The 22,905-nt window shown below is 70.7% G+C and carries 21 protein-coding genes; 8 read left to right on the forward strand and 13 right to left on the reverse strand.

Annotation, left to right across the window (positions count from 1 at the left end; all coding sequences use genetic code 11):
* Positions 1-8 precede the first annotated feature (8 nt).
* The 7 genes from glf to M3C17_RS04470 all read right to left on the reverse strand — a co-directional run bounded on the left by glf (position 9) and on the right by M3C17_RS04470 (position 7,400).
* On the reverse strand, positions 9-1,145 hold the full coding sequence (gene glf / locus M3C17_RS04440) for a UDP-galactopyranose mutase (protein WP_259976439.1): 1,137 nt from the start codon (positions 1,143-1,145) through the stop codon (positions 9-11).
* 137 nt (positions 1,146-1,282) lie between these two features.
* Complete coding sequence (locus tag M3C17_RS04445) at positions 1,283-2,584, reverse strand: nucleotide sugar dehydrogenase (protein WP_259976440.1); 1,302 nt, start codon at positions 2,582-2,584, stop codon at positions 1,283-1,285.
* Positions 2,585-2,659: 75 nt separating this feature from the next.
* A complete protein-coding gene (gene wecB, locus M3C17_RS04450; RefSeq protein ID WP_311198424.1) occupies positions 2,660-3,721 on the reverse strand; it encodes a non-hydrolyzing UDP-N-acetylglucosamine 2-epimerase in 1,062 nt (353 codons plus the stop codon).
* A gap of 28 nt (positions 3,722-3,749) precedes the next feature.
* Complete coding sequence (locus tag M3C17_RS04455; protein ID WP_259976442.1) at positions 3,750-4,928, reverse strand: hypothetical protein; 1,179 nt, start codon at positions 4,926-4,928, stop codon at positions 3,750-3,752.
* Entirely contained in the window at positions 4,925-6,103 is a 1,179-nt protein-coding gene (locus M3C17_RS04460) for a glycosyltransferase (RefSeq protein WP_259976443.1), read from the reverse strand. Before M3C17_RS04460 ends, M3C17_RS04455 begins: the two co-directional genes overlap by 4 nt.
* Positions 6,097-7,104 carry a 3-oxoacyl-ACP synthase III family protein gene (locus M3C17_RS04465; protein WP_259976444.1) on the reverse strand — a complete coding sequence of 336 codons (1,008 nt, stop codon included), beginning with the start codon at positions 7,102-7,104 and terminating at the stop codon, positions 6,097-6,099. The genes M3C17_RS04460 and M3C17_RS04465 overlap by 7 nt, the downstream gene beginning before the upstream one ends.
* Positions 7,105-7,172: 68 nt before the next feature.
* Positions 7,173-7,400 (reverse strand): acyl carrier protein, encoded by a 228-nt coding sequence (locus M3C17_RS04470; RefSeq protein ID WP_259976445.1) that lies wholly within the window; start codon positions 7,398-7,400, stop codon positions 7,173-7,175.
* 61 nt (positions 7,401-7,461) lie between these two features.
* On the opposite strand from M3C17_RS04470, the gene M3C17_RS04475 reads away from it, so the two are divergent.
* Positions 7,462-8,385 (forward strand): LpxD N-terminal domain-containing protein, encoded by a 924-nt coding sequence (locus M3C17_RS04475; protein ID WP_259976446.1) that lies wholly within the window; start codon positions 7,462-7,464, stop codon positions 8,383-8,385.
* A gap of 104 nt (positions 8,386-8,489) precedes the next feature.
* Here M3C17_RS04475 and M3C17_RS04480 read toward each other — a convergent pair whose 3' ends face one another.
* Positions 8,490-9,164 (reverse strand): GCN5 family acetyltransferase, encoded by a 675-nt coding sequence (locus tag M3C17_RS04480; RefSeq protein ID WP_259976447.1) that lies wholly within the window; start codon positions 9,162-9,164, stop codon positions 8,490-8,492.
* A gap of 151 nt (positions 9,165-9,315) precedes the next feature.
* Between M3C17_RS04480 and M3C17_RS04485 the strand changes: the two genes are divergently transcribed.
* From M3C17_RS04485 to M3C17_RS04500, 4 genes are read left to right on the forward strand one after another with little or no spacing between them, the layout of a single operon-like run.
* Positions 9,316-10,551, forward strand: coding sequence for a hypothetical protein (locus M3C17_RS04485; protein WP_259976448.1), 1,236 nt, complete (start codon positions 9,316-9,318; stop codon positions 10,549-10,551).
* The gene (locus tag M3C17_RS04490; protein WP_259976449.1) at positions 10,535-11,710 is read left to right on the forward strand and encodes a glycosyltransferase; all 1,176 of its coding nucleotides are present in this window, start codon (positions 10,535-10,537) and stop codon (positions 11,708-11,710) included. Before M3C17_RS04485 ends, M3C17_RS04490 begins: the two co-directional genes overlap by 17 nt.
* Complete coding sequence (locus M3C17_RS04495; RefSeq protein WP_259976473.1) at positions 11,710-12,870, forward strand: glycosyltransferase family 4 protein; 1,161 nt, start codon at positions 11,710-11,712, stop codon at positions 12,868-12,870. The genes M3C17_RS04490 and M3C17_RS04495 overlap by 1 nt, the downstream gene beginning before the upstream one ends.
* Entirely contained in the window at positions 12,867-14,108 is a 1,242-nt protein-coding gene (locus M3C17_RS04500; protein WP_259976450.1) for a hypothetical protein, read from the forward strand. Before M3C17_RS04495 ends, M3C17_RS04500 begins: the two co-directional genes overlap by 4 nt.
* Here the strand turns inward: M3C17_RS04500 and M3C17_RS04505 are convergent.
* The gene (locus tag M3C17_RS04505) at positions 14,092-15,210 is read right to left on the reverse strand and encodes an acyltransferase (protein ID WP_259976451.1); all 1,119 of its coding nucleotides are present in this window, start codon (positions 15,208-15,210) and stop codon (positions 14,092-14,094) included. The two genes, M3C17_RS04500 and M3C17_RS04505, sit on opposite strands and share 17 nt — an antisense overlap.
* A gap of 119 nt (positions 15,211-15,329) precedes the next feature.
* On the opposite strand from M3C17_RS04505, the gene M3C17_RS04510 reads away from it, so the two are divergent.
* Both M3C17_RS04510 and M3C17_RS04515 read left to right on the forward strand, forming a co-directional pair.
* Positions 15,330-16,391, forward strand: a complete 1,062-nt coding sequence (locus tag M3C17_RS04510) for a glycosyltransferase family 2 protein (RefSeq protein WP_259976452.1) — start codon at positions 15,330-15,332, stop codon at positions 16,389-16,391.
* 23 nt (positions 16,392-16,414) lie between these two features.
* Positions 16,415-17,503 (forward strand): glycosyltransferase family A protein, encoded by a 1,089-nt coding sequence (locus M3C17_RS04515; protein WP_259976453.1) that lies wholly within the window; start codon positions 16,415-16,417, stop codon positions 17,501-17,503.
* A gap of 132 nt (positions 17,504-17,635) precedes the next feature.
* Here M3C17_RS04515 and M3C17_RS04520 read toward each other — a convergent pair whose 3' ends face one another.
* Genes M3C17_RS04520 through M3C17_RS04535 form a run of 4 tightly spaced genes read right to left on the reverse strand, consistent with a single transcriptional unit; the run spans position 17,636 to position 22,134 of the window.
* Positions 17,636-19,429, reverse strand: coding sequence for an ABC transporter ATP-binding protein (locus M3C17_RS04520; protein ID WP_259976454.1), 1,794 nt, complete (start codon positions 19,427-19,429; stop codon positions 17,636-17,638).
* Positions 19,430-19,439: 10 nt separating this feature from the next.
* On the reverse strand, positions 19,440-20,429 hold the full coding sequence (locus M3C17_RS04525) for a Gfo/Idh/MocA family protein (protein WP_259976455.1): 990 nt from the start codon (positions 20,427-20,429) through the stop codon (positions 19,440-19,442).
* Positions 20,429-21,526: a DegT/DnrJ/EryC1/StrS aminotransferase family protein gene (locus M3C17_RS04530; protein WP_259976456.1), complete on the reverse strand. Its 1,098-nt coding sequence runs from the start codon at positions 21,524-21,526 to the stop codon at positions 20,429-20,431. The genes M3C17_RS04525 and M3C17_RS04530 overlap by 1 nt, the downstream gene beginning before the upstream one ends.
* Positions 21,523-22,134 (reverse strand): acyltransferase, encoded by a 612-nt coding sequence (locus M3C17_RS04535; RefSeq protein ID WP_259976457.1) that lies wholly within the window; start codon positions 22,132-22,134, stop codon positions 21,523-21,525. Before M3C17_RS04535 ends, M3C17_RS04530 begins: the two co-directional genes overlap by 4 nt.
* Positions 22,135-22,214: 80 nt before the next feature.
* Between M3C17_RS04535 and M3C17_RS04540 the strand changes: the two genes are divergently transcribed.
* Complete coding sequence (locus M3C17_RS04540) at positions 22,215-22,901, forward strand: glycosyltransferase family 2 protein (protein ID WP_259976458.1); 687 nt, start codon at positions 22,215-22,217, stop codon at positions 22,899-22,901.
* Positions 22,902-22,905 lie beyond the last annotated feature (4 nt).

Consider the following 22,905-nt stretch of genomic DNA (forward strand, 5'->3'; position numbering starts at 1 on the left):
TTCCGAGTCTAGGAGAGAGTGTTGTTCCAGAGCGACAGCGCCGACCCGATGGCCATGTGCATGTCGAGGTACTGGTAGGTGCCGAGACGCCCGCCGAAGTGCACGTCCTTCTCGCCCTTCGCGAGCTCGCGGTAGGCCAGCAGCCCCTCGCGGTCGGTCGGGGTATTCACCGGGTAGTACGGCTCGTCCCCACGTTCGGCGAAGCGCGAGAACTCGCGCATGATGACGGTCTTGTCGCCGTCGAAGATCTCCTTGCGCTCCGGGTGGAAGTGCTTGAACTCGTGGATCCGCGTGTACGGCACGTCCATGTCCGGGTAGTTCATGACGCTGGTGCCCTGGAAGTCCTTGACGTCCAGCACCTCCTGCTCGAAGTCGAGCGTGCGCCAGCTGAGCGCACCCTCGGTGTAGTCGAAGTAGCGGTCGACGGGGCCCGTGTAGACCACCGGGAGCTGACCCACCGTGGCCTTCTTGCTGAGCGGCTGCGATTCGTCGAAGTAGTCGACGCCGAGCTTCACCCCGATGTTGGGGTGGTCGGCCATGCGCTCCAGCCACGCGGTGTACCCGTCGGTGGGCAGACCCTCCCACGTGTCGTTGAAGTAGCGGTTGTCGTACGTGTAGCGCACGGGGAGGCGGCTGACGATGTCCCCGGAGAGCTTCTGCGGGTCGGTCTGCCACTGCTTGGCGGTGTAGTCGCGGAAGAACGCCTCGAACAGCGGGCGGCCCACGAGGGCGATGCCCTTCTCCTCGAAGTTGGCGGCGGTCTTCGCATCGAACTCGCCCGCCTGCTCGCGGACCAGGGCACGGGCCTGGTCGGGCGTGTACGCCGCCTGGAAGAACTGGTTGATCGTGCCGAGGTTCACCGGCATCGGGAACACGACGCCCTTGTGCGTGGTGTACACGCGGTGCACGTAGTTCGTGAAGGTCGTGAAGCGGTTGACGTACTCCCACACCGTCGCGTTGGACGTGTGGAAGAGGTGCGCGCCGTAGCGGTGGACCTCGATCCCCGTCTCGGGCTCGGCCTCGCTGTAGGCATTGCCGCCGATGTGGGGGCGGCGGTCGATGACGGTCACCTTGCGGCCTGCTTCGGCGGCGCGCTCGGCGATGGTGAGGCCGAAGAAACCCGACCCGACGACGAGAAGATCCATGCGTCAATCGTATCGGCGCGGGACGGCGAGCCTGTGCGGACCCTGTGGCCCCGCCGTGGGCCGCTGCCCCCATGCCGTCGCCGCCCGCCGCCTCAGGCTCGCGCGCGAGCGGACTCGAGCGCAGGGCTCCGGGGGCGTCAGGCCGTGGCTCCGGCGCCGACGACGAGGCGCGGCGTGCCCTTCCAGCGCTCGGCATCGGTCGCGGCGCGCCCGTCGACCAGCAGCCGGACACCGGGGAGCCGCGCGGGATCGAGGTCGCGATACTCGGCGTGGTCGGTCTGGATGATGGCGAGGTCGACGTCGTCCCCGAGCTCATAAGGCTCGAAGCCGAGCGCGCCGAGCTCGGCGTCCGTGTAGAGAGGATCGTGCACGCGCACCGCGGCACCGCGCGCGGCGAGCGCGGCCACGGTCGGGAACACGCCGGAGAACGCGGTCTCCTTGACGCCACCCCGATACGCGGCGCCGAGGACGACGGCCTGCAGCCCGGCGAGGTCCCCGAGCATTCCCTCCGCCTGCGCGACCAGCCGCTCGCGCATGGACTCGTTGAACTCCCGCGCCGTGCGCACGATGTCGGCGTCCGGATCGGTCGACAGGTACAGCTTGGGGTACACGGGGATGCAGTGCCCGCCCACCGCGATGCCGGGGCGGTGGATGTGGCTGAAGACCTGCGAGTTGCAGGCCTCGATGACCTGGTACACGTCGATGCCGTTCGCACCGGCGAACAGGGCGAACTGGTTCGCGAGGCCGATGTTCACATCGCGATAGGTGGTCTCCGCGAGCTTGGCCATCTCGGCGGCCTCGGCGCTCTGCAGATCCCACACACCGTTGGGCCTGGCGAGGTCGGGTCGGTCGTCGAAGTCGAGCACGGATTCGTAGAAGGCGACGGCGCGCTCGGCTCCCTCGTCGGAGAGCGCGCCGATCAGCTTGGGGTACTTGCGCAGGTCGGCGAAGATCCGGCCGGAGAACACCCGTTCCGGCGAGAACACCACGTGGAAGTCGGTTCCCTCCCGAAGGCCGGACACCTCCTCGATCATCGGCTTCCACCGGCCGCGCGTGATGCCGACCGGGAGCGTCGTCTCGTAGGAGACCAGCGTGCCCGGCGTGAGATGCGTCGCCAGCGAGCGGGTCGCCTGGTCCATCCAGCCGTACTCCGGCTCGGCGGTCTCCTCGTTCACGAACAGCGGGACGACGACCACGACGGCATCCGCACCGGGGATGGCCTCGGCGTAGTCGGTCGTCGCACGCAGGCGCCCGGCGGCGAGGACGGCCGCGAGCCTCTCCTGGAGGTCAGCCTCGCCCGGGAACGGCTCGATGCCGCGATTGATCGTGTCGACGAGGTCGGCGTTCACGTCGACCCCGATCACGTCGTGTCCCTTGCTGGCGAACTGGACGGCGAGGGGGAGCCCGATCTTTCCCAGGGCCACGACGGCGATATGCATGAGTTCCAGTATATTGCTGCACCCTCTGGCGGGTCGGGCCGGCCATCGTCCGAGGGCGCCACGGGCAGCAGTGCCTCAGCGCGGTTCGGCGAGCACGGAGACCACTCGCGCGGCCGCGTGCCCGTCACCGTACGGCGCGGCATCCGTCTCGGCTGGACGGGGACGGGTGACCGCCGCCGCGATCTCCTCGCGCGTGTTCGCGAGCACGTTCCAGCCGAGCTCCACGGTCTCCACCCACTCGGTCTCGGTGCGCACCGTCGTGCAGGGCACGCGCAGCAGGAACGCCTCCTTCTGCAGCCCGCCGGAATCGGTGACCACCCCCGCGCTCGCGGCGACGGCGGCGATCAGCTCGGGATACGCGAGCGGAGGGCGCGAGGTCAGCGAACCGCGGTCGAGGGAGATGCCGTGCGCCGCCGCTTTGGCGACGACCCGCGGATGCGCGAGCAGCACCACGGGACGGTCCAACCCCGCGAGCGCATCGACGACCTGCTGCAGCCGCTCCGGGTCGTCGGTGTTCTCCGCACGGTGGATCGTCGCCAGGTAGTACTCGCCCGGCGACACGCCCTCGAGCGCCGTGACCTCCCCGTCCGCCGTCACCCGGTCGCGCACGTCGAACAGCACGTCGGTCATCACGTCCCCGACCAGCACCGTGCGCGCGCCGAGGCCCTCGCGACGGAGGTGATCCACAGCGACCTGCGTCGGCGCGAGCAGCAGATCGGCCGCGTGGTCCGTGAGCACCCGGTTGTGCTCCTCCGGCATCCGGCGGTTGAAGCTGCGCAGCCCGGCCTCCAGGTGGGCGACGGGGATGTGCAGCTTGACGGCGCTGAGCGCCGCGGCCACCGTCGAGTTCGTGTCCCCGTACACCAGTACCCAATCGGGGCGGTGCTCGTCGAACACCGCATCCAGTGCAGCGAGCATCGCACCGGTCTGCACGCCGTGCGAGCCGCTGCCCACCCCGAGGTGCACATCCGGCGCGCCGATGCCCAGATCGTCGAAGAACACGTCGGACAGCAGCGGGTCGTAGTGCTGCCCCGTGTGCACGATGACGTGCTCCACACCGGCGGCACGCGCGGCATGGTGGATCGGGGCGAGCTTGACGAACTGGGGGCGCGCGCCGACGACGCTGAGGATCTTCACGAGCATCTACTCTACGGAGCCGACCGCGTCAGGCGTCGAGGAACGGACGCAGCGCCTCCGCGGACAGCGTGCCGTCGTGCACTGCCCGCACGAACGCCGGGCCCGCCTCCACGTGCACCGCGAAACGGGACGGGTCGCCGGCGATCTCTCGGATCACCGCGGGCAATTCGTCGGCACGCGCCTGCACGATCGGCAGCTCCGCACCCGTCGTCGCCGCGACCGCGGCGCGCACGTCCTCCCCCACGTGGCTCACCACGAGTCGACCCGCCGCCAGGGCCTCGCTCGCCGCGACGCCGTAGGCGCCCGCCAGGAACTGATCCAGCACGATGTCGGCGTCGCCGAACACCGCCGGCATGTCGGCCGAGGGGATGCCGTGCAGCTCGCGGTACTCGATGACGCCCTCGTCATGCAGCGCCCGCATGCCCTCCGTGATACGGTCGCTGCCCTTGAGTCCTGTCCTCGTGGGCGCATGCACCACGACGGGAGGGCGAGAGCCCCGCAGCGCGGGCCTGGCACCGGCGGCGCTCCAGCGCGGCACGTCCACCACTACCGGAACCCACGTCGCTCCGGGGACGAACTCCAGCAGATCGGGCGTGGAGACGAACTGCGGCACGCCCGCATCGGCGATCAGTCGCCGATGGGCCAGCACGATGGTCTCGAGCGCCTCGGTGTCGGGGTAGCGGCCGGGGTGGAAGGGCGAATCGGGCTCCCCCGCCGCGTGCTGACTCGGCAGCCGGATGTCACTGCCGTGCCAGATCTGGCCGACCGTGAGACCCGCGGCCTGCAGCGCCCTGATCTGCGCGAGCACCGTGCCCTCGGTGCCGAACAGATGGCGTCCCGACTCGACGAGCACGTGCGTGAACCCGCTCTCGACCGCGCGCCGCTGCGCCGCGCGCCACCGGCTGTTGCGCACGAAGCACGTGGTGGAGATCACATGGTCCGCGGGGAATCCGAAGACGTCGTCCGCACCGCGGTACTGGAAGCTCGCGGCGCCGACGCCGGGCAGACGCTCGACTGCACGCGCCCACTCGTGCGCTTGGCCCGCCGAGTTCACGGGGCCGATGAACAGGCGCCGCTCCCCGATCGGAGCCCGGGTCACCCCGGCCTCACGAAACTCCCGGCGTCGGCCGGGGAACAGACGATCGGCGAGAGGCGCGGGCACGCGGGCCGTCGCGGCCTGCGCCACCGCGCCGAGTCGGGGGCTCATGCGCGCTCCGTCGCGGTCCGGCCGGCGGATTCCGCGATCGCGTCGACTGCGTCCACCCACACCTCGACCTGCGCCTCGGCGGACAGCGCGTGCGCGGCGGCATGCGCGGCACGTCGGTACCCGGCGACGGCCTCAGGGGTGAGCGCGTCGAGCACGACCGTGATGTCCTCACGCGTGAAGCCGTCCGTGACGACGCCGAGACCGTGCTCGCGCACCAGCCGTGCCATCTCGAGCGAGGGTCCGACGATCACGCCCAGCCGGGCCTGCACGAAGTCGAAGAACTTGTTGGGCAGCGCGAGCGCGTTGTTCTCGCTCGTCGGCGGCAGCACGTGGATGCCGAGGTCCGCCGTGTGCAGCGTGTCGATCAGCACCGCCTGCGCCACGGGCTCGTGGATGCGGATGCGGTCGCCGAGCTGCGCCGCGAGCTGCTGGAGCTCGGCACGATCCCCCGGCGGGTTGTACGTGAGGTACAGGTCGAGCGTGAGGTCGGTGGTCGACGCGGCGACGGCGTGCATGATCTCGCCCAGCCCGCGCTCACGGAAGGGGTTGCCGCTGTGCACAAGGCGCAGCGGACCCGTGTGCGGGACCGGCTCGAGGTCGCGGAAGGGCGCCGCGTTCGTGACCACTCCCGGCGCGAGGCCATACTCCCGGTAGCGCTCGGCGATCGCCTGACCCACCGTGGTGGACGAGCGCACCCTGGACGCGAAGCGCGTGATGAGCCAGGTCCAGTACCGGCGCTGCCGGAGACCCAGTGGCGAGTCCTCGACAGGGAGCCCGGGATAGAACTCGTGGAGGTCGGCGTGCACCTTGTCGGCGCCGGCGACGGCGATGGCGGCACCCAGGGTCTCTGCGTCGTTCGCGAGCACCGCGTCGAACGTCCGGCCGCGCAGCAGGCGTGTGGTCTGCTGCACGAGCGGCAGCCGCCGGTACGACCAGCCGAACCACTCCCTGCTCCTGGCGACATCGTCGACCAGGTTGCCCAGCCGACCGCGCGGACGGGCTGCCGCGGGATCCAGCGGGACGTGCTCGACGCGCGGATCGGGCTGCCCTCCGGGTGCGCACGTCGTCACGTCGTGGTCGACGGCGAGGCGGCGCACCTGCTTGATCACCCGCGGGTCGACGTCGATCGCGTCGAACGACAGGATGAGGACGCGGGGGCGGTCGGCTGTCACCACGTCGCGACGAGCCCGCCCCACGAGAGTCCCACGCCGAAGCCGAGCAGCATGACCCGCATCCCCGGCTTCAGCGCGCCGGTGCGCTCGGCGTCGGCCAGCGCGATCGGGATGGTGGAGGACACCGTGTTGCCGGACTCGGCCAGGGACACGAAGAAGCGGTCCGCCGGGACACCGAGCTTCTTGCGCAGATGCTCGAGCATGAAGGCGTTCGCCTGGTGGAACACGAACAGGTCGATGTCGTCCAGCTCGGCTCCGGCCTTCGCGAGGATCTCGTCGACCGTCCCCGGCACCACGCGCAGCGTGAAGTTGAAGATGTCGGGGCCGTCCATGTAGAGGTCGTAGCCGGAGGACTCCAGCTCTCGCACCACCGCATCGGACTTCGGCTGGATGGCGGCTCCCTGGCGCAGTCCGCCGTTCGGGACGATCAGGCTCTTCGCGCCGGCCCCGTCGGTGCCGTAGGTGATGGCGGTGATCGAATCGGCCGCACCGTCGTCCGTCACGAGGGTCGCCGCGGCTCCGTCGCCGAAGATCGTCCGCACCGACTTGTCGGCGGGGTTGATGAACTTCGTGTAGGTGTCGGCGGTGATCACGAGGATCCGCTTCGCCTGGCCGGATTCGATCAGGCCCTTGGCGAGCCCGAGGCCGTAGATGTAGCCCGAGCACCCCAGCGTGATGTCGGTGGCCCCGGCGCTCGTCGGCAGGCCGAGGGCGTCCTGCACGATGCACGCCGTGGAGGGCAGGTAGTAGTCGGGGCTCTGCGTGCAGACGATGAGGTAGTCGATCGACTGCGGGTCGATGTCGTGACTGGCGAACAGCGCACGTCCCGCCGCGATCGCGAGGTCGGAGGAGAACTCATCCGGACCGGAGATGTGGCGACGATCGACGCCGGTCTTCGCGGAGATCTTCTCGACGCTCCACTCGGGGAACTCCCGCGAGAGGTCCTCGTTGGTCAGGACCGCGTCGGGCAGGAAGTAGTCAACGGCAGCGATTCGGGCACCCATGCGCCCAGTCTACGGCGCGATCCGCCGGACCGGCCGGGGGCGACACGGCCGCGGCCCGTGCGCCGGGGTCAGGCGGCGCCGGCGTTGACCAGCGCGTGCAGGTCGCGCACGGTCTGCGCGTTCGCCAGCTCGTCCGCGTCGACCGTGACGCCGGCGGTCTCGTCGACGTTCGCGATGAACTCGACGTTCGCCAGCGAATCCCAGCCCGCGTCCTTGAGGTCGTCGTCGAGGGTGAGGCCGGAGGCGTCCACCTGGAGAATGTCCGCAACGAGCTCGATCAGCGCTTTCTCATCCATGCTCTCAGCATACGGGCAGGCCCCGCGGGGGCGTCGCGGCGCGCGCGGTACAGTCGAGGACATGACCCGCACGGACCTCACCGCGTCTCTCGTGGCGCAGGCTCTCACCGCTCCCCTCCTGGGCGACGACCGCCCCGTCACCGGCCTGGCGCCCGTGAGCACGGCCGGCGACGGAGACCTCACGTTCGTCATGGATCCGGTGAAGTACGCGGCGGCCCTGGAGGCGGCACTCTCGGCCGGCGCGATCGTGCTCGCTCCCGCCTCGGCGACCGTCGCCGAGGAGAGTCGCGGTGTGCTCATCGCGGTCGACAGCCCTCGCGCCGCGTTCGCGATCGCGGTCGACCGCTTCTTCGCGCGCAAGCCGGAGCCCGGCGTCGCGGCGACCGCGCGCGTCGACCCGACGGCCAGGGTGCACCCCACGGCGTCCGTCGGCGAGTACACCGTGATCAGGGCGGGCGCCGTGATCGGCGAGGGCGCGGAGATCCGCGACCACGTGGTGATCGGCTATGACGCGGTCGTGGGCGACCACTGCCTCGTGAAGAGCCACGCCGTGGTCGGCGAGGAGGGCTTCGGCATGGAGCGCGACGCCGGCGGCGACTACCTGCGGCTGCCGCACGTCGGCTCCGTCGTGCTCGCGGACCACGTCGAGGTCGGCAACTTCGTGACGGTGTGCGCGGGGACGATCGCCCCGACCCGCATCGGGGACCACACGAAGATCGACGACCACGCGCACATCGCGCACAACTGCCAGATCGGCCGCAACGTGATCATCACGGCCGCGGCGACGCTGTCCGGGAGCGTCACGGTCGAGGACGACACGTGGATCGGGCCGAACGCCTCCGTCATCCAGGGCGTCACGCTCGGGCGGGACTCGATCCTCGGGATCGGAGCCGTCGCGGTGCGCTCGGTCCCGGTGAACGAGGTGCGCACGGGCAACCCCGCCCGCCGGCTCAGCGACAACCGGCCCGCACCGAGCGCGTCGTAGCCCTCCGGCACCGAGCGCTTCGTGGCCGGCCCGCACCGCGGCGCCTCGGGCGCTCAGCGGTTCTCGGGGCTCAGCGGTTCTCGGCGCTCAGTAGTTCTCGGCGCTCAGTAGTTCTCGGCGGGGATCTTCTCGAACCACCAGAACGGGTGCGTGAGCACCTGCATCAGCGGCTCCTTGCCGACCCACAGCGCGAAGTGACCCTCGCGCCAGTTTCCGCTGCTGTCGCTCAGGTACTTCATCTGCGGGGTCATGAACCGCGGCTCGTAGGAGTGGTACCGCACCGTGTCCGACCAGCGCGCCAGCAGCTCCGTGGCGAACTCGATGCCGCCGAGACGTGCCGGCTCGTGCAGGCTGAACCCGCCGAGCGGACGGCCGACGGCGGTCTCGAACACCGTGCGCTGCCGTTCGGCCCAGTCGAAGTTGTCGCCGCCGAGCACATCCCCGAAGCCGCCCTCGAGGTGCAGCTGCACCTCGTGGCCGAGCTCCTCCATCTCGCGGATGATGAGCAGCGAGGGGAGACTCATCAGGCTGTAGCCCCGCGCGTGCACGCGCAGGAAGATCGACGACGTGCAACCCGCCTCCGCGTCGACCCGAGCGACCCGGGCGGCCTGCTCGATGCTGTTGTCGATGTCGTGCCTGAGCACCAGATGCTTGGGCTGCGGGTCGTCGAGATACTCCCGGAACCCGGTCACGGCATAGCCGTCGTCCAGGTACGCCTTGAGCGTGTCCGAGTAGTCCTTGAGCGAGAAGCCCCGCTTGCCAGCCTCCGGGATGGTCATTGATCCGCCGTTCAGTCGAGGGGTGAAACCGCCACGAAACAGGCGCACCGTCGTCCATGATATCCAGCCGGCCCGTGATCCGAATCCGGGACGCGGCCGTCGGATACAATCTCTCTATGCTCAGCGTGCGACCCGAACCCTCTCGAGATTCGTGAATCGCAACCGCCTCCCCTCCTTCGTCAACGCGTTGATCGACGCGCTCGCCGACGCCCCGATGAGCCCTCTCGGCCGACTTGCGGCCCGACGGCTCGGCGCGCCGGCACCGGCCGGCTCCGTCCCGGCGACGACGTTCGACGACGCCCCGGTGCGTGTGCTCATCGCCCCGGTCAACTACTCGGGCCAGGGCAGAGCCTGGGCCCAGGCGCTGCAGACGGCGGATCCCGCGATCAGCGCGCGCAATCTGGCGGTCGACGTGCCAGGGGGCTTCTCGTTCGACGCCGACATCGTCGTCCCGGTCGGCACGTACCACAACGGCCGGGAGTGGCAGCTGCGCCAGTTCGAGGCCGCGACGCGGGCCACCCACGTGCTGATCGAAGCCGAGGAGCCGCCGTTCGGGCGCCTGCTCGGGCGCTCGGTGGAGCGGCAGGCGAAGGCGCTGCTCGACGCGGGCGTCGATGTCGCGTTCCTCGCCCACGGGACGGATGCACGGCTGCCGTCGCGCCACATCCGCGACAACCCGCTCTCCTACTACGCGGACGACAGCATCTACCTCCCGCGAGCCGAGACCCTCGCCGCCCGCAACATCGCCCTCCTGCAGCGCAGCGGACGGCCCGTGTTCGTCTCCACGCCCGACCTGCTCGTCGACCTCCCCGACGCCGTCTGGTGCCCCGTGGTGGTCGACCCGGCGCGCTGGCGAGCCCCGCGTCGTGCGCCCCTCGACGGGCGTCCGCTGCGGGTCGCACACGCACCGTCCATCGCAGCGGCCAAGGGCACCCCGCTCATCATGCCGACGCTCGAGCGCCTGCAGCAGGAGGGTCTCATCGAGCTCACGCTGCTCCAGGGTGTGCCATCGGCCGAGATGCCGGCGGCCTTCGCGCAGGCCGATGTCGTGCTCGACCAGTTCCGCGCCGGCTCCTACGGCGTCGCGGCGTGCGAGGCCATGGCGGCCGGCTGCGTGGTCGTCGGACAGGTTTCCGCCCAGGTGCGCGACACCGTGCGGAACCGGTTCGCGACGGAGCTGCCCATCGTGGAGGCCGACCCCTCGACGCTCGAGGCCGTGCTGCGCGCGCTCGCCCGCCCCGCCGACGACCTGGACGAACGACGCGAGGCTTCGATCGCGTTCGTGCACACCGCCCACGACGGCCGCGCCTCCGCCGAGGCTCTGCGGCAGCACTGGCTCGCCCCGGCGCAGGCCACGCGAAAGGACGACGATGCATCCCGCCGTTGAAGCGACATGGAAGAAGCTGCCGAAGGCGCTGCAGGACGCGATCGCCAGCGGCGTCGACCGTGCGCGCGGCGTCGTGGTGCCCGAGCCGCCGGTCCCCGACCTGACGCGCGAGTTCCGCGTGCTCATCGGCCCGGTGAACTACGCCGGTCAGGGGTACCGCTGGGCGCGAGCCGCCGAGACCTCGGGGCGGGTGTCCGCCCGCAACTACGTGCACGAAGCGAACAACCCCTTCGGGTACGGCGCCGACCACGTGCTGAGCTGGCGCACCGCCGAGCACTCCCGGGCGTGGCAGCGCGCGATGCTCGACGACCTGCGCGAGAACTACACGCACGTGCTGATCGAGGCGTGCTACCCGATCCTCGGCGGCATGTTCAGCGGCGACGTGCGGCGGCAGGTGGACCTGCTCCGCGAGGCGGGCCTCACGATCGGCGTCGTCGGGCACGGCACCGACGTGCGCCTGCCGTCGACGCACATGGCGGACAACCCCTGGTCGCATTTCCACAACAGCGAGAGCTACGTCTCGCCGGACCTCATCGAGGCCATGGTCTCGGACAATCTGCGCCTGATCGACGACCTCGACGCCCCGACCTTCGTGTCGACGGCCGGCCTGCTGATCGACCTGCCTCGCGCCGACTTCCTCGGCGTCGTGATCGACCCGGAGCGCTGGAGCACGGACGAGCCGCTGCTGGAGACGCCCAAGCTGCGCGTCGTGCATGCCCCGACCAATCCGTTCACCAAGGGCACGTACCTGATCGCGCCGACCATCGAGAAGCTGGTCGACGAGGGTGTCATCGAGTACACCGAGATCCGGAACGTCTCCAACGAGGAGATGCGTCGGGTGTTCGCCGGCGCCGACGTCGTGCTCGACCAGTTCCGCGCCGGGGACTACGGTGTCGGCGCGTGCGAGACCATGGCCGCCGGCCGCCTCGTGCTCACCCACATCACCGATCAGGTCCGCACGGAGGTCGAACGTCATGCGGGCATGCCGCTGCCGATCCCCGAGGTCACGATCGACTCGCTCGAGTCGGTGCTGCGGGACATCGCCGATCGCCGTGAGCACTACCGGGCGCTGGCGGCGAGCGGCCCCGAGTATGTGCGCAGGCTGCACAACGGCGATTTCTCGCGCGACGTCCTGATGCGCCGATTCTTCGAGGCGTGATGCGCGTCCTCATCGCCTCGCGGATCTACCGCCCCGAACCCGCCGCCGCCTCCCAGTTCCTCGGCGCCGTCGCCGACGCGCTCGTGGAGGGCGGGGACGAGGTCACCGTGCTGACCGCCACGCCTCCCGCGCCGCTGCGACCGGCTCCGCAGGGCGAGAAGGTGAAGACGGCCCCCGTGCTGCGCGACAGGGACGGCTACGTGCGCGGCTACCTGCCGTACCTGAGCTTCGACATCCCGCTCGCCTTCCGGCTCCTCTTCGCCCGGCGACCCGACGTCGTGCTCGCCGAGCCCCCGCCCACCACCGGGGCCGTCACCAGGGTGGTGTGTGCGCTCCGTCGCATCCCCTATGTGTACGACGCCGCGGACGTGTGGTCCGATGCCGCCAACATGGCGACGAGCTCCTCCCTGGTCATCCGCGCCCTGCGCGTGGTGGAGCGCTTCGCGATGCGCGGCGCCGTGCGGCTCGTCACGATCTCCAGCGGCGTGGTCGACCGGGTGAGGGCGCTCGGCGTCACGGTGCCGATGACCGTGACCGGGTTCGGCGCCGACACCGCACAGTTCTCGTACCGCGAGGCGGACCGGCAGAAGCTCTTCGTGTACGCCGGCAGCTACTCGCCGTGGCACGGCGCCGAAGTTCTCGTCGACGCGTTCGCCGCGTTCAGCGCGACCCACCCCGGCTACACGCTGCGCTTCATCGGCAACGGCACCGAGCGCGAGGAGCTGGAGGCGCTGGCCGCCGAGCGGGGCGTCGGCGGGCAGGTCGAGTTCCTCGACCCGGTTCCGCCGGAGCAGCTTCTCCCCCACCTGTCCTCCGCCGTCGCGAGCCTCGCCACGCTGCGGCCGGGTACCGCCTACGAGTACGCGTTCGCCACCAAGACCTATTCGTCCCTCGCGGCGGGCTGCCCGGTGATCTTCGCGGGCCCCGGCCCGACCGGGCCCTTCCTCGAACGCGCGAACGAGCACGTGTCCGCCGGCTGGGTGTGCGCGCATGCCGCCGACGAGATCGCCGAGGCGATGCGCCGCAGCTGCGACGAACCGCCCACCGCGCGCGAGCGCGAGGACCTCGCGGAGTGGATCGACCGCACACACTCGCTCCGTGCCGTGGCCGCCACCGTGGCCGAGGTCGTGCGCAGCGTCGGCGCCGCAGGGCGGCGGTGACCGTGCCCGCTCTGCTCTCCCGCGCCGCGGACTGGCTGGTCCGCCACCGCTCCTCCTTCCCCGGCTGGCTCAACCGCGTGCTGGAGGCTCCGGCGCGGAACCCGGACGGCGCCTTCGGCCGCATCGTCATGCGCGCCCTCGGTGGAGGTGAGACCCCGGCGACCCCGGTGCCGTCCACCGAGATCCGAGTGCTGATCGCGCCGACCAACTACTCCGGTCAGGCCTTCCGCTGGGCGCGGGCCCTGGAAGCCGCCGACCCGCGGATCGGTGCGCGCAACCGCGCCGAGCAGCTGCCGGGCGGGTTCGACTTCGACGCCGACGCCCTGGTCCCGTTCGCGACCGCTCAGGGGTCGGAGCGCTGGGCCGATGCGGAGTTCGCCGCCGCCCGGGAGTTCACGCACGTGCTGGTCGAGGCCGAGCGACCGCTGTTCGGCCGGCGCTTCGGCCGCGACCTCGAGCAGGAGATCCTGGCCCTGACGGAGGAGGGGGTCTCGGTGGCCTACCTCTGCCACGGCACCGACATCCGGGACCCCGCGCGTCACGCCGAGCGCACCCCCTGGTCGCTGTACCCGGAGGATCCGCGCACCGAGCTGCTGGCGCAGGACGCGGCGGCGAACCTCGCCCTGCTGCGCCGAGTGCCGCGCCCGACGTTCGTGTCCACGCCCGACCTGCTGTTCGACGTGCCCTGGGCGCGCTGGTGCCCTGTGGTGGTCGACGTGGAGCGGTTCCGTCAGCGGTCGGAGCCGTTCGGGGCCCGCCCCGTGCGCATCGTGCACGCCGCCAGCGCGCCGCTGCAGAAGGGCAGCCACTACATCCCGCCCGCTCTGGACCCGCTGATCGCCGCCGAACTCGTCGACTACCGGCTGATCACCGGGGTGCCATCCGCGCAGATGCCGGACGTGTTCGACGCGGCCGACATCGTGATCGACCAGTTCCGCGCCGGCTCCTACGGCGTGGCCGCGTGCGAGGCGATGGCGGCGGGTCGCGTGGTGATCGGCCACGTGCTGCCCGAGGTGCGCGCGTACGTGGAGGAGACGACCGGACTCGCGCTGCCCATCGTCGAGGCGACGCCGGACACCCTCGAGGCCGTCGTTCGTGCGCTCGTGGCCGCACCCGCGGAGTCCCGGGAGCTGGCCGCGCAGGGCCGCCGCTTCGTGGAGACCGTGCACGCCGGGCCGCTGAGCGCGCGCGTGCTGCTCGAGGACTGGATCGCGCCGGGCGTTACGCCGGGACGCTGACCCTCGCCGCGTCTCTGCGGTCCTTCCACCGCCGCATCCGCTTCTCCAGGGGCCGCTCGACGAACGAGTGCAGCGCCCACGCGAGGATCAGGTCGATCACGAGGATCACCGCGAACCACAGCAGGTTCAGCCACGACGTCTCCTGCATGCCGAAGATCCGCATCGCGAGGTAGATGACCGTGGCGTGCACGAGGTAGAACGCGAACGACCACTCGCCCAGCTTCACCTGCACCGGGGACTCGAACCAGGAGCGCTTGCCGGCCAGGGCCTTCTGCGCGAGGGCGATGATCGCGATCGCACACGCGACCGTGAACAGCTCGTTGCCGAAGGCCGGGATGAACTTGATGATCGGCAGGTCCATGCCGGAGCGGGCGACCACGACGATCGCCAGGACCACGCCGATCATCGCGCCGATGCCGAGGATCGGAGGGATCCTGATGCGCCAGCCGGCACGGATCGCCCAGGCGACGGCCATGCCCAGGATGAACTCCGACACCCGGACGATCGGCACCGGCAGCTCGGCGATGAACGTGCCGGGGAACAGCACCGCCAGCGCGCGGTAGGTGAAGGCTGCCACCACCACGAGTCCGGCGAAGATCAGGGCGCCGTTGCGGCTGAGGCGGATCAAGAAGCGGGAGATCCACGGGTGCAGCGCGTAGAAGAACGCCTCGCAGGTGAGAGTCCACGCCGCGGGGTTTCCGGAGAACAGGATGTTCGGCGCATTCCACCAGCCCTGCAGGAGCACGACGGACAGCAGCAGGATGCCGAGGTCGAACGGCTTGAGGAAGCTCCCCTCGGGGATCGCCGCGAACGTGTAGAACACGGGGATCGCGAAGAGCAGCGCCACGATGTGCGAAGGCCAGATGCGCGCGAACCGGCGCCAGTAGAACGTGCTCGTCGGCACATCGGGCCGTGCGGACCACGTCAGCACGAAGCCGGACAGCACGAAGAAGAACGTGACGCCGAAGTACCCCTGGGCGAAGATCGTCGTGATCACACCGGGCAGCGGCGCGAACACGAGCATGTGATAGAGGAACACCATGAACGCGGCCCACCACCGGAGGCCGGTCAGGCCGTCGAGCCGGATGGTGCGCTGCTCCAAGATCTGCCGGTTGTCCAGGGCAGCGTTTCCTTCCTCGCAGATGACCGCGCGGCGCGGCGGGCATCTGCCAGTGTACCCGCGCAGGCGGGGCTCCCCTGGGCGCGAACTAGGATCGACGGGTGCCCCATCCCGATGTCGATGTCATCATCCCCGTGCATTCCGCGACCCGCCCGATCCGCCGCGCCGTCGACTCCGTGCTCGACGGCGCAGAGGCCGATGTGCGCGCCATCGTCGTCGCGCACAACATCGAGGAGGCCGTGATCGCCGCGAACCTGGGGGCGCGCGCGGAGGACCCGCGGGTGCTGCTGCTGCACCTGGCGGACGGCATCCCCTCCCCTGCCGGGCCGATGAACCACGGGCTCGACCACGTCGAAGCCGGGCACTTCTCCCTGCTCGGCTCCGACGACGAGCTGGCGCCGGGGGCGGTGGACCTGTGGCTGCGGATCGCCAGGGAGGACGCGGCGTCCGTCGTCCTCGCCCGCATCGACCGCGATGTGCAGGGGCCCGATCCGCTGCCGCCGACGCGGCCGGGACGCACCAGGAACCTCGACGCCGTGCGCGACCGCCTGAGCTACCGCTGCGCGCCGCTCGGCCTGCTGTCGCGCGAGCGCTTCGGCGCGCTGCGGTTCACACCAGGACTGCACTCGGGTGAAGACCTCGAGTACACCGCCCGGCTGTGGTTCACGGGAGACCGGATCGCCTACGCGCGCTCCGGTCCCGGCTACGTCGGGCACGAGGAGGAGTCCGACCGCGTCACCAGCGCGGTGCGCACCGTCGCCGAGGACTTCGCGTTCCTCGACGCGATCGAGGAGTCCGACTGGTTCGAGCGACTCCCGCGGCGCGCCCGGCGGGCCTTCGGAGTGAAGAACCTGCGGTTGCACGTGTTCGACGCGATCCTGCACCGCCTGCGCGGACCGGGCGGCCTGGCAGCGCACCGGGACGCGCTCGAGGGCGTGATCGACCGCATCGAGCGCATGTCCCCCGGCTCGCTGGCGCTCCTCGCCAGGACCGATCGCCAGGTCATCGACGCACTGCGCGAACCACAGCCCGACCCCGACCGCATCCTGCAGCTGCTCGGCGCGCGCTGGGCGGGCGGGCTCGACGCGCGGCTCCCCCGCAACCCGCTGCTCGCCCTGCACCCGCAGGCGCCGTACCGCACGCTGCGCGCGATGACGCCGTGACCGGCACGGATAGCATCGAGGGCATGCCTGAGCCCCTCGTCGATGTGACCGTCGCCGTCCACTCGGCGGCCCGCCCGATCCACCGCATCGTCGGATCGATCCTGGACGGCACCGCCGCTCCCGTCCGCGTGAACGTGGTGGTGCACAACATGGACCGCGCCCCCATCGAGCGGAACCTGGCGGGGTACCTCCACGATCAGCGGCTGCGTCTGCTGGAGCTCCGCGACGGCATCGCCTCGCCAGCCGGCCCGCTCAATCACGGACTCGCCCACTCGACCGCGCCGTTCGTGTCGGTCGCCGGCTCCGACGACGAGTTCGCGCCGGGGGCGATCGACTCGTGGCTCTCCGTGCAGCGCGCGACCTCCGCCGAGGTGGTGCTCGCCCGCATCGCACTCGCGGACGGACGCACGGATCCGTACCCGCCGGTGCGCCGCGGCCGCCGCATGCGCGACCTCGACCCCTGCAAGGACCGGCTGTCGTACCGCAGCGCCCCGCTCGGCCTGGTCGACCGCGCGCGCCATGGCGAGCTGCGCTTCACCCCGGGCCTCGCGTCCGGCGAAGACCTCGACTACACCGGTGCGCTCTGGTTCACCAGCTCCGCCATCGCGTACGACCTCGACGGTCCGCCGTACGTGATCCACGACGACGCGACAGACCGCGTCACGCGCGCGCCCCGTAGCGTGGCCGCGGACTTCGGGTTCCTCGACGCCGTCGAGCACTCCTCCTGGTTCACTGCTCTGGATGCCGGAGCCCGTCGCGCCGTCGTCGTGAAGTATCTGCGGATGCATGTGTTCGACGCGATCCATGCCCGCATCGGCGACGAGGAGCTGCTCCGCGAGCACCGGGACGATCTCGTCGCCCTCGTCGCCCGTCTGCGGCGCCTCAGCCCCGAGGCCTTCGCGCTGCTGTCCCGCGCCGACGCCGCGGTGCTCGCAGCGCTGGCCGAGCAGCAGCTCGACGCCCACCGGCTGCGCGCGCTGCTGCAGGCCCGCCAGAGCTACCGCAGCATCCGGGCCGTCGTCCCCGCGAACCCGCTGCTCGTGCTCGACAGCCAGGCGCCGCTGCGCACGCTCTTCGCGGGCGCGAGGGCCATGTCGGCGCCGCGCCGCTGAACCGCGGAGAGCCGGGCGCTGGCCCGCGGCCGGCCACCATCGCGGGACACTGCCCACGGCGTGTGTGCCCGCTGCCCCGGCGCGCTGCGCCGCTCGTCCGACCGCCGAGGGCGGCCCCGGGACGCCCGCGCCTCAGTCGAGGTCGCGGGCGAGTCCGGCGAGCACGACCTGCTCCGCGAACGCGGGAAGACTTGCCGCGACCTCGAGGAACGTCCCCGATGCCGCGATCCTGCCCTCGTCCACGTAGCAGATCCGGTCGTAGTCCTTGATCGTCGACAGGCGGTGCGCGACCGAGATGAGCGTGACCTCGCCCTGCAGCGCGCGGATCGACTTCGTCACCTCGTCCTCGGTCTTGGTGTCGAGCGAACTCGTCGCCTCGTCGAGCACCAGCACGAGGGGGTCGGTGTAGAGCGCGCGGGCGATGCCGAGTCGCTGCTGCTGCCCGCCGGAGAGCGAGACGCCACGCTCACCGATGCGCTCGCGGATGCCACCGGCACGCGACTCGATGAGAGAGCTCAGCTGCGCACGCTCGAGGGCGTGGCGCACCCTCTCCTCGTCGATCTCGTCGTTCCACGTGAGCGCGACGTTCTGGGCGATGCTGCCGTCGAACAGCGCCACCCGCTGCGGCACGTACCCGACCCGACCGCGCCACTGCGTGAGCACGGAGTTCAGCGGTGCGCCATCGATCGTGATGCTGCCGCCCGACGCCTGGCTGAGCCCGAGGAGCAGGTCGATCAGCGTCGACTTGCCCGCGCCGGACGGACCGACGATGCCGAGGGAGCTGCCCAGGGGGATGTCCAGGGTCATCCCCCTGATCACATCCTCCGTCGTGTTCGGGTAGCGGAAGCGCACGTCGTCCAGCCGCAGGACGCGAGGACGCTCCGCGAGCACGGCGGTGTCCTCCGGCGCCTTGGAGGTCTCCATGTCCTTCTCGGCGGACATGAGGTCGCCGATCACGTCGCGCGCTGCGGGCGTGCTGGCCACTGCCTGCACGATCCCGCCCTGGATCCCGGTGATGGCGGGGATCAGACGGAAGCCCGTCGCGGCGAACAGCGCCACGGAGGAGAGCGCGGAGGTGAGACCGCCCTGCCAGAAGGAGAACCCGCCGATGAGGATCACGCCGCCGATGAGCGCGGCCTCGAAGGCGAAGCCGGGGATGATGCCGAGGAACGAGCCGTTGGCGCGTGCCCGGACCGAGCGGCTGCGGTTGCTGGTGACGAGGTCGGACACGTCGGACAGACGGTTGCGCAGGCTGAGCTCTTTGAGCGCCTCCATCATCTCGGTCATGAGGATCGCGACGCGGTAGCTGTAGGTCAGGTTGACCTGCGCGGCCTCGAGGGCCCGCTTCGTGACGACCTGGTGGACCAGGAGGGCGACGAGCCCGAGGTACGTGAAGGCGATGATCGCGGTCCACGGGTCGGCGACCAGCAGCACCGCGATGATGAGCACGAACGTGAAGATCATGCTCGGCACGCGCATCAGCGGCAGCAGGAATCCGGCCATGGTGTTGGCGATGCCGGAGTCCGCGATGCGGGTGATCTCGGCGACCGACCGCTTGGAGCGCTCCTCCCAGCTGGAGTTGATGTACGCCTTGAACATCCGGTCGCCGATCTGCAGCTCGTACTTCGCGAAGCGGCGCGTGGCGAACCAGTGCAGCGTCACCGAGAGCACGGACTTGAGGATGATGAGCACGCACGCGGCCAGCGCGAGCAGCGGCATCATCTCCGGTGACACCGGACCGATGATCGGCAGCGACAGGGTGCCGCCGGAGAGCGCGGGGCCGATGATGAGCGCGAGCAGGGACATCGCGATCACGTCGAGAGCCGTGATCAGGGTCGTCGCGACCATGTAGCCGGCGAAGTAGCGTCGCGCGCCCTCGGGAAGCAGGGGCAGCAGGTCCCGGAGGACGGGCCAGATCTTCTTCATCGGGGAACGTTCAGAGCCGGGTCGGCGCGCCGGAGGTCGCGGACGTCAGAGCGCCTTCGACGACCTCGAGGGTGCGCAGTCCCTGCTCCATCGTGACGACGTCGTTCGGCTCGCCGAGGACGGCGTCGCGGAAGGCCTCGTGCTCGACCCTCAGCGGCTCGCGCTTGGCGAAGGAGAACCGGGTGATGTCGCCCTCCGACACCCCGCGGAACGCCAGCATCGACTCCCACTCCAGCGGGATCGTGCCATTGGCGTAGAACGTGAGGTCGCCCGTGGCCGTGTCGGCGATGAACGTGCCGCGATCGCCGGTCACGACCGTCACGCGCTCCTTCATCGGCGAGAGCCAATTGACGAGGTGGTTCACGATCACGCCGTTGGCCAGCCGGCCGGTGACGGTGATCATGTCCTCGTAGGCGCGACCGCTCTTGTGCGCCGTCTGCGCGAACACCGTCGTGTACTCGCTCTGCGCCACGAAGCTGGTGAGATCGATGTCGTGCGACGCGAGGTCCTTGGCGACGCCCACATCGGCGATGCGCGCCGGGAAGGTGCTCTGACGCCGGGTGGCGATCTGGTAGACGTCGCCGAGCTCGCCGGCCTCGAGGCGTCGGCGCATCTCCAGCACGGCGGGGTTGAACCGCTCGACGTGCCCGACCGCGCCGACCAGTCCCTTGGCTGCGAACGCGTCGGTCATCCGGCGGCCCGCTTCCAGGGAGTGCGCGATCGGCTTCTCGACGAGCGTGTGCACACCGGCGTCGGCCAGCTTGAGCGCCGCGTCCTCATGGAACGCGGTCGGCACCGCGACGACCGCGATGTCGATGCCCGTGGCGATGAGCGCCTCGATGTCGGGCAGGATCTCGAGGTCCCCCGCGACCTTGTGCGGGTCGCCGCCGGGGTCGGCGATCGCGACCAGGTCGACGCCCTCGACGTCACGGAGCACGCGGGCGTGGTTGCGCCCCATCATCCCGACGCCGAGCAGGCCGGCGCGCAGAGCCGCCGCCATCAGGCGCCCGCTCCCGCGACCGCGTTGACCGCGGTGACGATGCGCTCCAGATCGTCCTGGCTGAGCGAGGGGTGCACGGGCAGCGAGGCGACCTCGCGGGCGGCACGCTCCGTCTCCGGCAGGTCGAGCCCCGGCGCGAAGCGGGTCAGCGACGGCAGCCGGTGGTTCGGGATCGGGTAGTACACGCCCGCGCCCACGTTGTGCTCGCTCTTCAGCGCGGCGACGAAGCCGTCGCGGTCCTCGGGGACACGGATCGTGTACTGGTGGTAGACGTGCACGGCGCCGTCGGCGACCGGCGGGACGATGACGCTCTGCAGGTTCGCGTCGAGGAACGCCGCGTTCGCCTGACGGGTCTTCGTCCAGGCGTCGACCTTGGTCAGCTGCACGCGGCCGATCGCGGCGTGGATGTCGGTCATGCGGGCGTTGAAGCCGATGATCTCGTTCTCGTACTGCCGCTCCATGCCCTGGTTGCGCAGTAGCTTCACCTGGCGGGCGATCTCGTCCGTCGCCGTGGTGACCATGCCGCCCTCGCCGCTGGTCATGTTCTTGGTGGGGTACAGGCTGAACATCGCGAAGTCGCCGAACGAGCCGACGGGGCGGCCGTCGAGCGAGGCGCCGTGCGCCTGCGCGGCGTCCTCGTAGAGGGCCACGTCGCGCTCGGCGGCGATCGCCTCGAGCTCGCGCATGCGCGCGGGGTGCCCGTACAGATGCACGGGGAGGATGCCCTTGGTCTTCGGGGTGATGGCCGCCGCCACCGCCGCCGGGTCGAGCGTGAAGGTCTCGGGCTCGATGTCGACGAACACGGGGGTACCGCCGGTGAGCGCTACCGAGTTGCCGGTGGCCGCGAAGGTGAAGGACGGCACGATGACCTCGTCACCGGGGCCCACGCCCGCAGCCAGCAGGCCCAGGTGCAGTCCCGCGGTGCCGGAGTTCACCGCGACGGAGGGGCGGCCCGGCACGAAGTGCGCCGAGAACTCCTGCTCGAACGCCGCGACCTCGGGGCCCTGTGCGACCATGCCGCTGCGCAGCACGCGGTCGACGGCCTCGCGCTCTTCGTCACCGATGATGGGCTTGGCGGGGGGAATGAACTCGCTCACACGGTCTCCTTGGTCAGTGTTCCGTCAGTCTCGATGTAGCGGTCGCCCGTGGCGGGGCACACCCACGTGTTCTCGGTGTCACCGGCGGCGAGGGGCACGCCCGACTCGCCCACCCAGCCGATGCGGCGCGCCGGCACGCCGGCGACGAGCGCGTACGCCGGCACGTCCTTCACGACGACGGCTCCGGCCGCGACCGTGGCCCACGCTCCGATGGTCACGGGCGCGACGCAGGTCGCCCGCGCGCCGATCGCCGCACCGCGCTCGATGGTCACGCCGACCGGCTCCCAGTCGTGTGCGCTCTTGATCGTGCCGTCGGCGTTGATCGCCCGGGGGTAGGTGTCGTTCGTCAGCACGACGGCGGGTCCGATGAACACCCCGTCCCCGAGCTTCGCCGGCTCGTACACGAGCGCATAGTTCTGCACCTTGCAGTTGTCGCCCATCACGACACCGGTGCCGATGTACGCGCCGCGCCCGACGATGCAGTTCTCCCCGAGCTGCGCGTCCTCCCGGACCTGGGCCAGATGCCAGATCGAGCTCCCTGCTCCGATCCTCGCCTCCGGGGAGACATCGGCCGAATCGACGATCCTGACGTCGGTCGGTGAGGGCATGCGGGATTCTCCTCGCGGCTCGGGAAGGGGACCTGGTCATCCTATCTGCTTGCACAGATCTTTCCTGAGAGGATAGGGGTGTGACCAACCCAGCCACTCCCGACCCGCATACCTGGGTTGTCGTACCGCTGTACAACGAAGCGACCGTCATCGCCGGCGTGATCGAAGGGGTTCTCCCCCACTTCCCGAACATCGTCTGCATCGACGACGGGTCGACCGACGGCTCCCTGGAGGTCGCGCGCCGCGCAGGCGCGCACATCGTCGAGCACCCCATCAATCTGGGGCAGGGCGCCGCGCTGCAGACGGGCATCGAGTACGCGCTCGCCCAGCCGGGCTGCGAGTACATCGTGACCTTCGACGCCGACGGGCAGCACCGCATCGACGACGCGGTCGCCATGGTCGCAGCCGCCAGGGCGAGCGGGGCCGCCATCGTGTTCGGCTCGCGCTTCCTCGACGACCGCACCAACCCGGGCTGGATGAAGCGCGTCATCCTGAAGACGGCGGTCTGGGTCACCAACATGACCACGAGCGTCAAGCTCACGGATGCGCACAACGGCCTCAGGGTCATCCGTGCCGATGCCGCCTCGCGCCTCCAGCTCAAGCAGGACCGGATGGCGCACGCCACCGAGATCGTGCTGCAGCTCGGCGAGACCGGGCTGCCGTGGATCGAGCACCCGGTCGAGCTGCTCTACACCGACTATTCGAAATCGAAGGGCCAATCGGTGCTCAACTCCGTGAACATCCTCGTCGATCTGCTCGTGCGGTGAACGC

This window comes from Microbacterium sp. p3-SID336 (assembly GCF_025143365.1).
GTDB lineage: Bacteria > Actinomycetota > Actinomycetes > Actinomycetales > Microbacteriaceae > Microbacterium.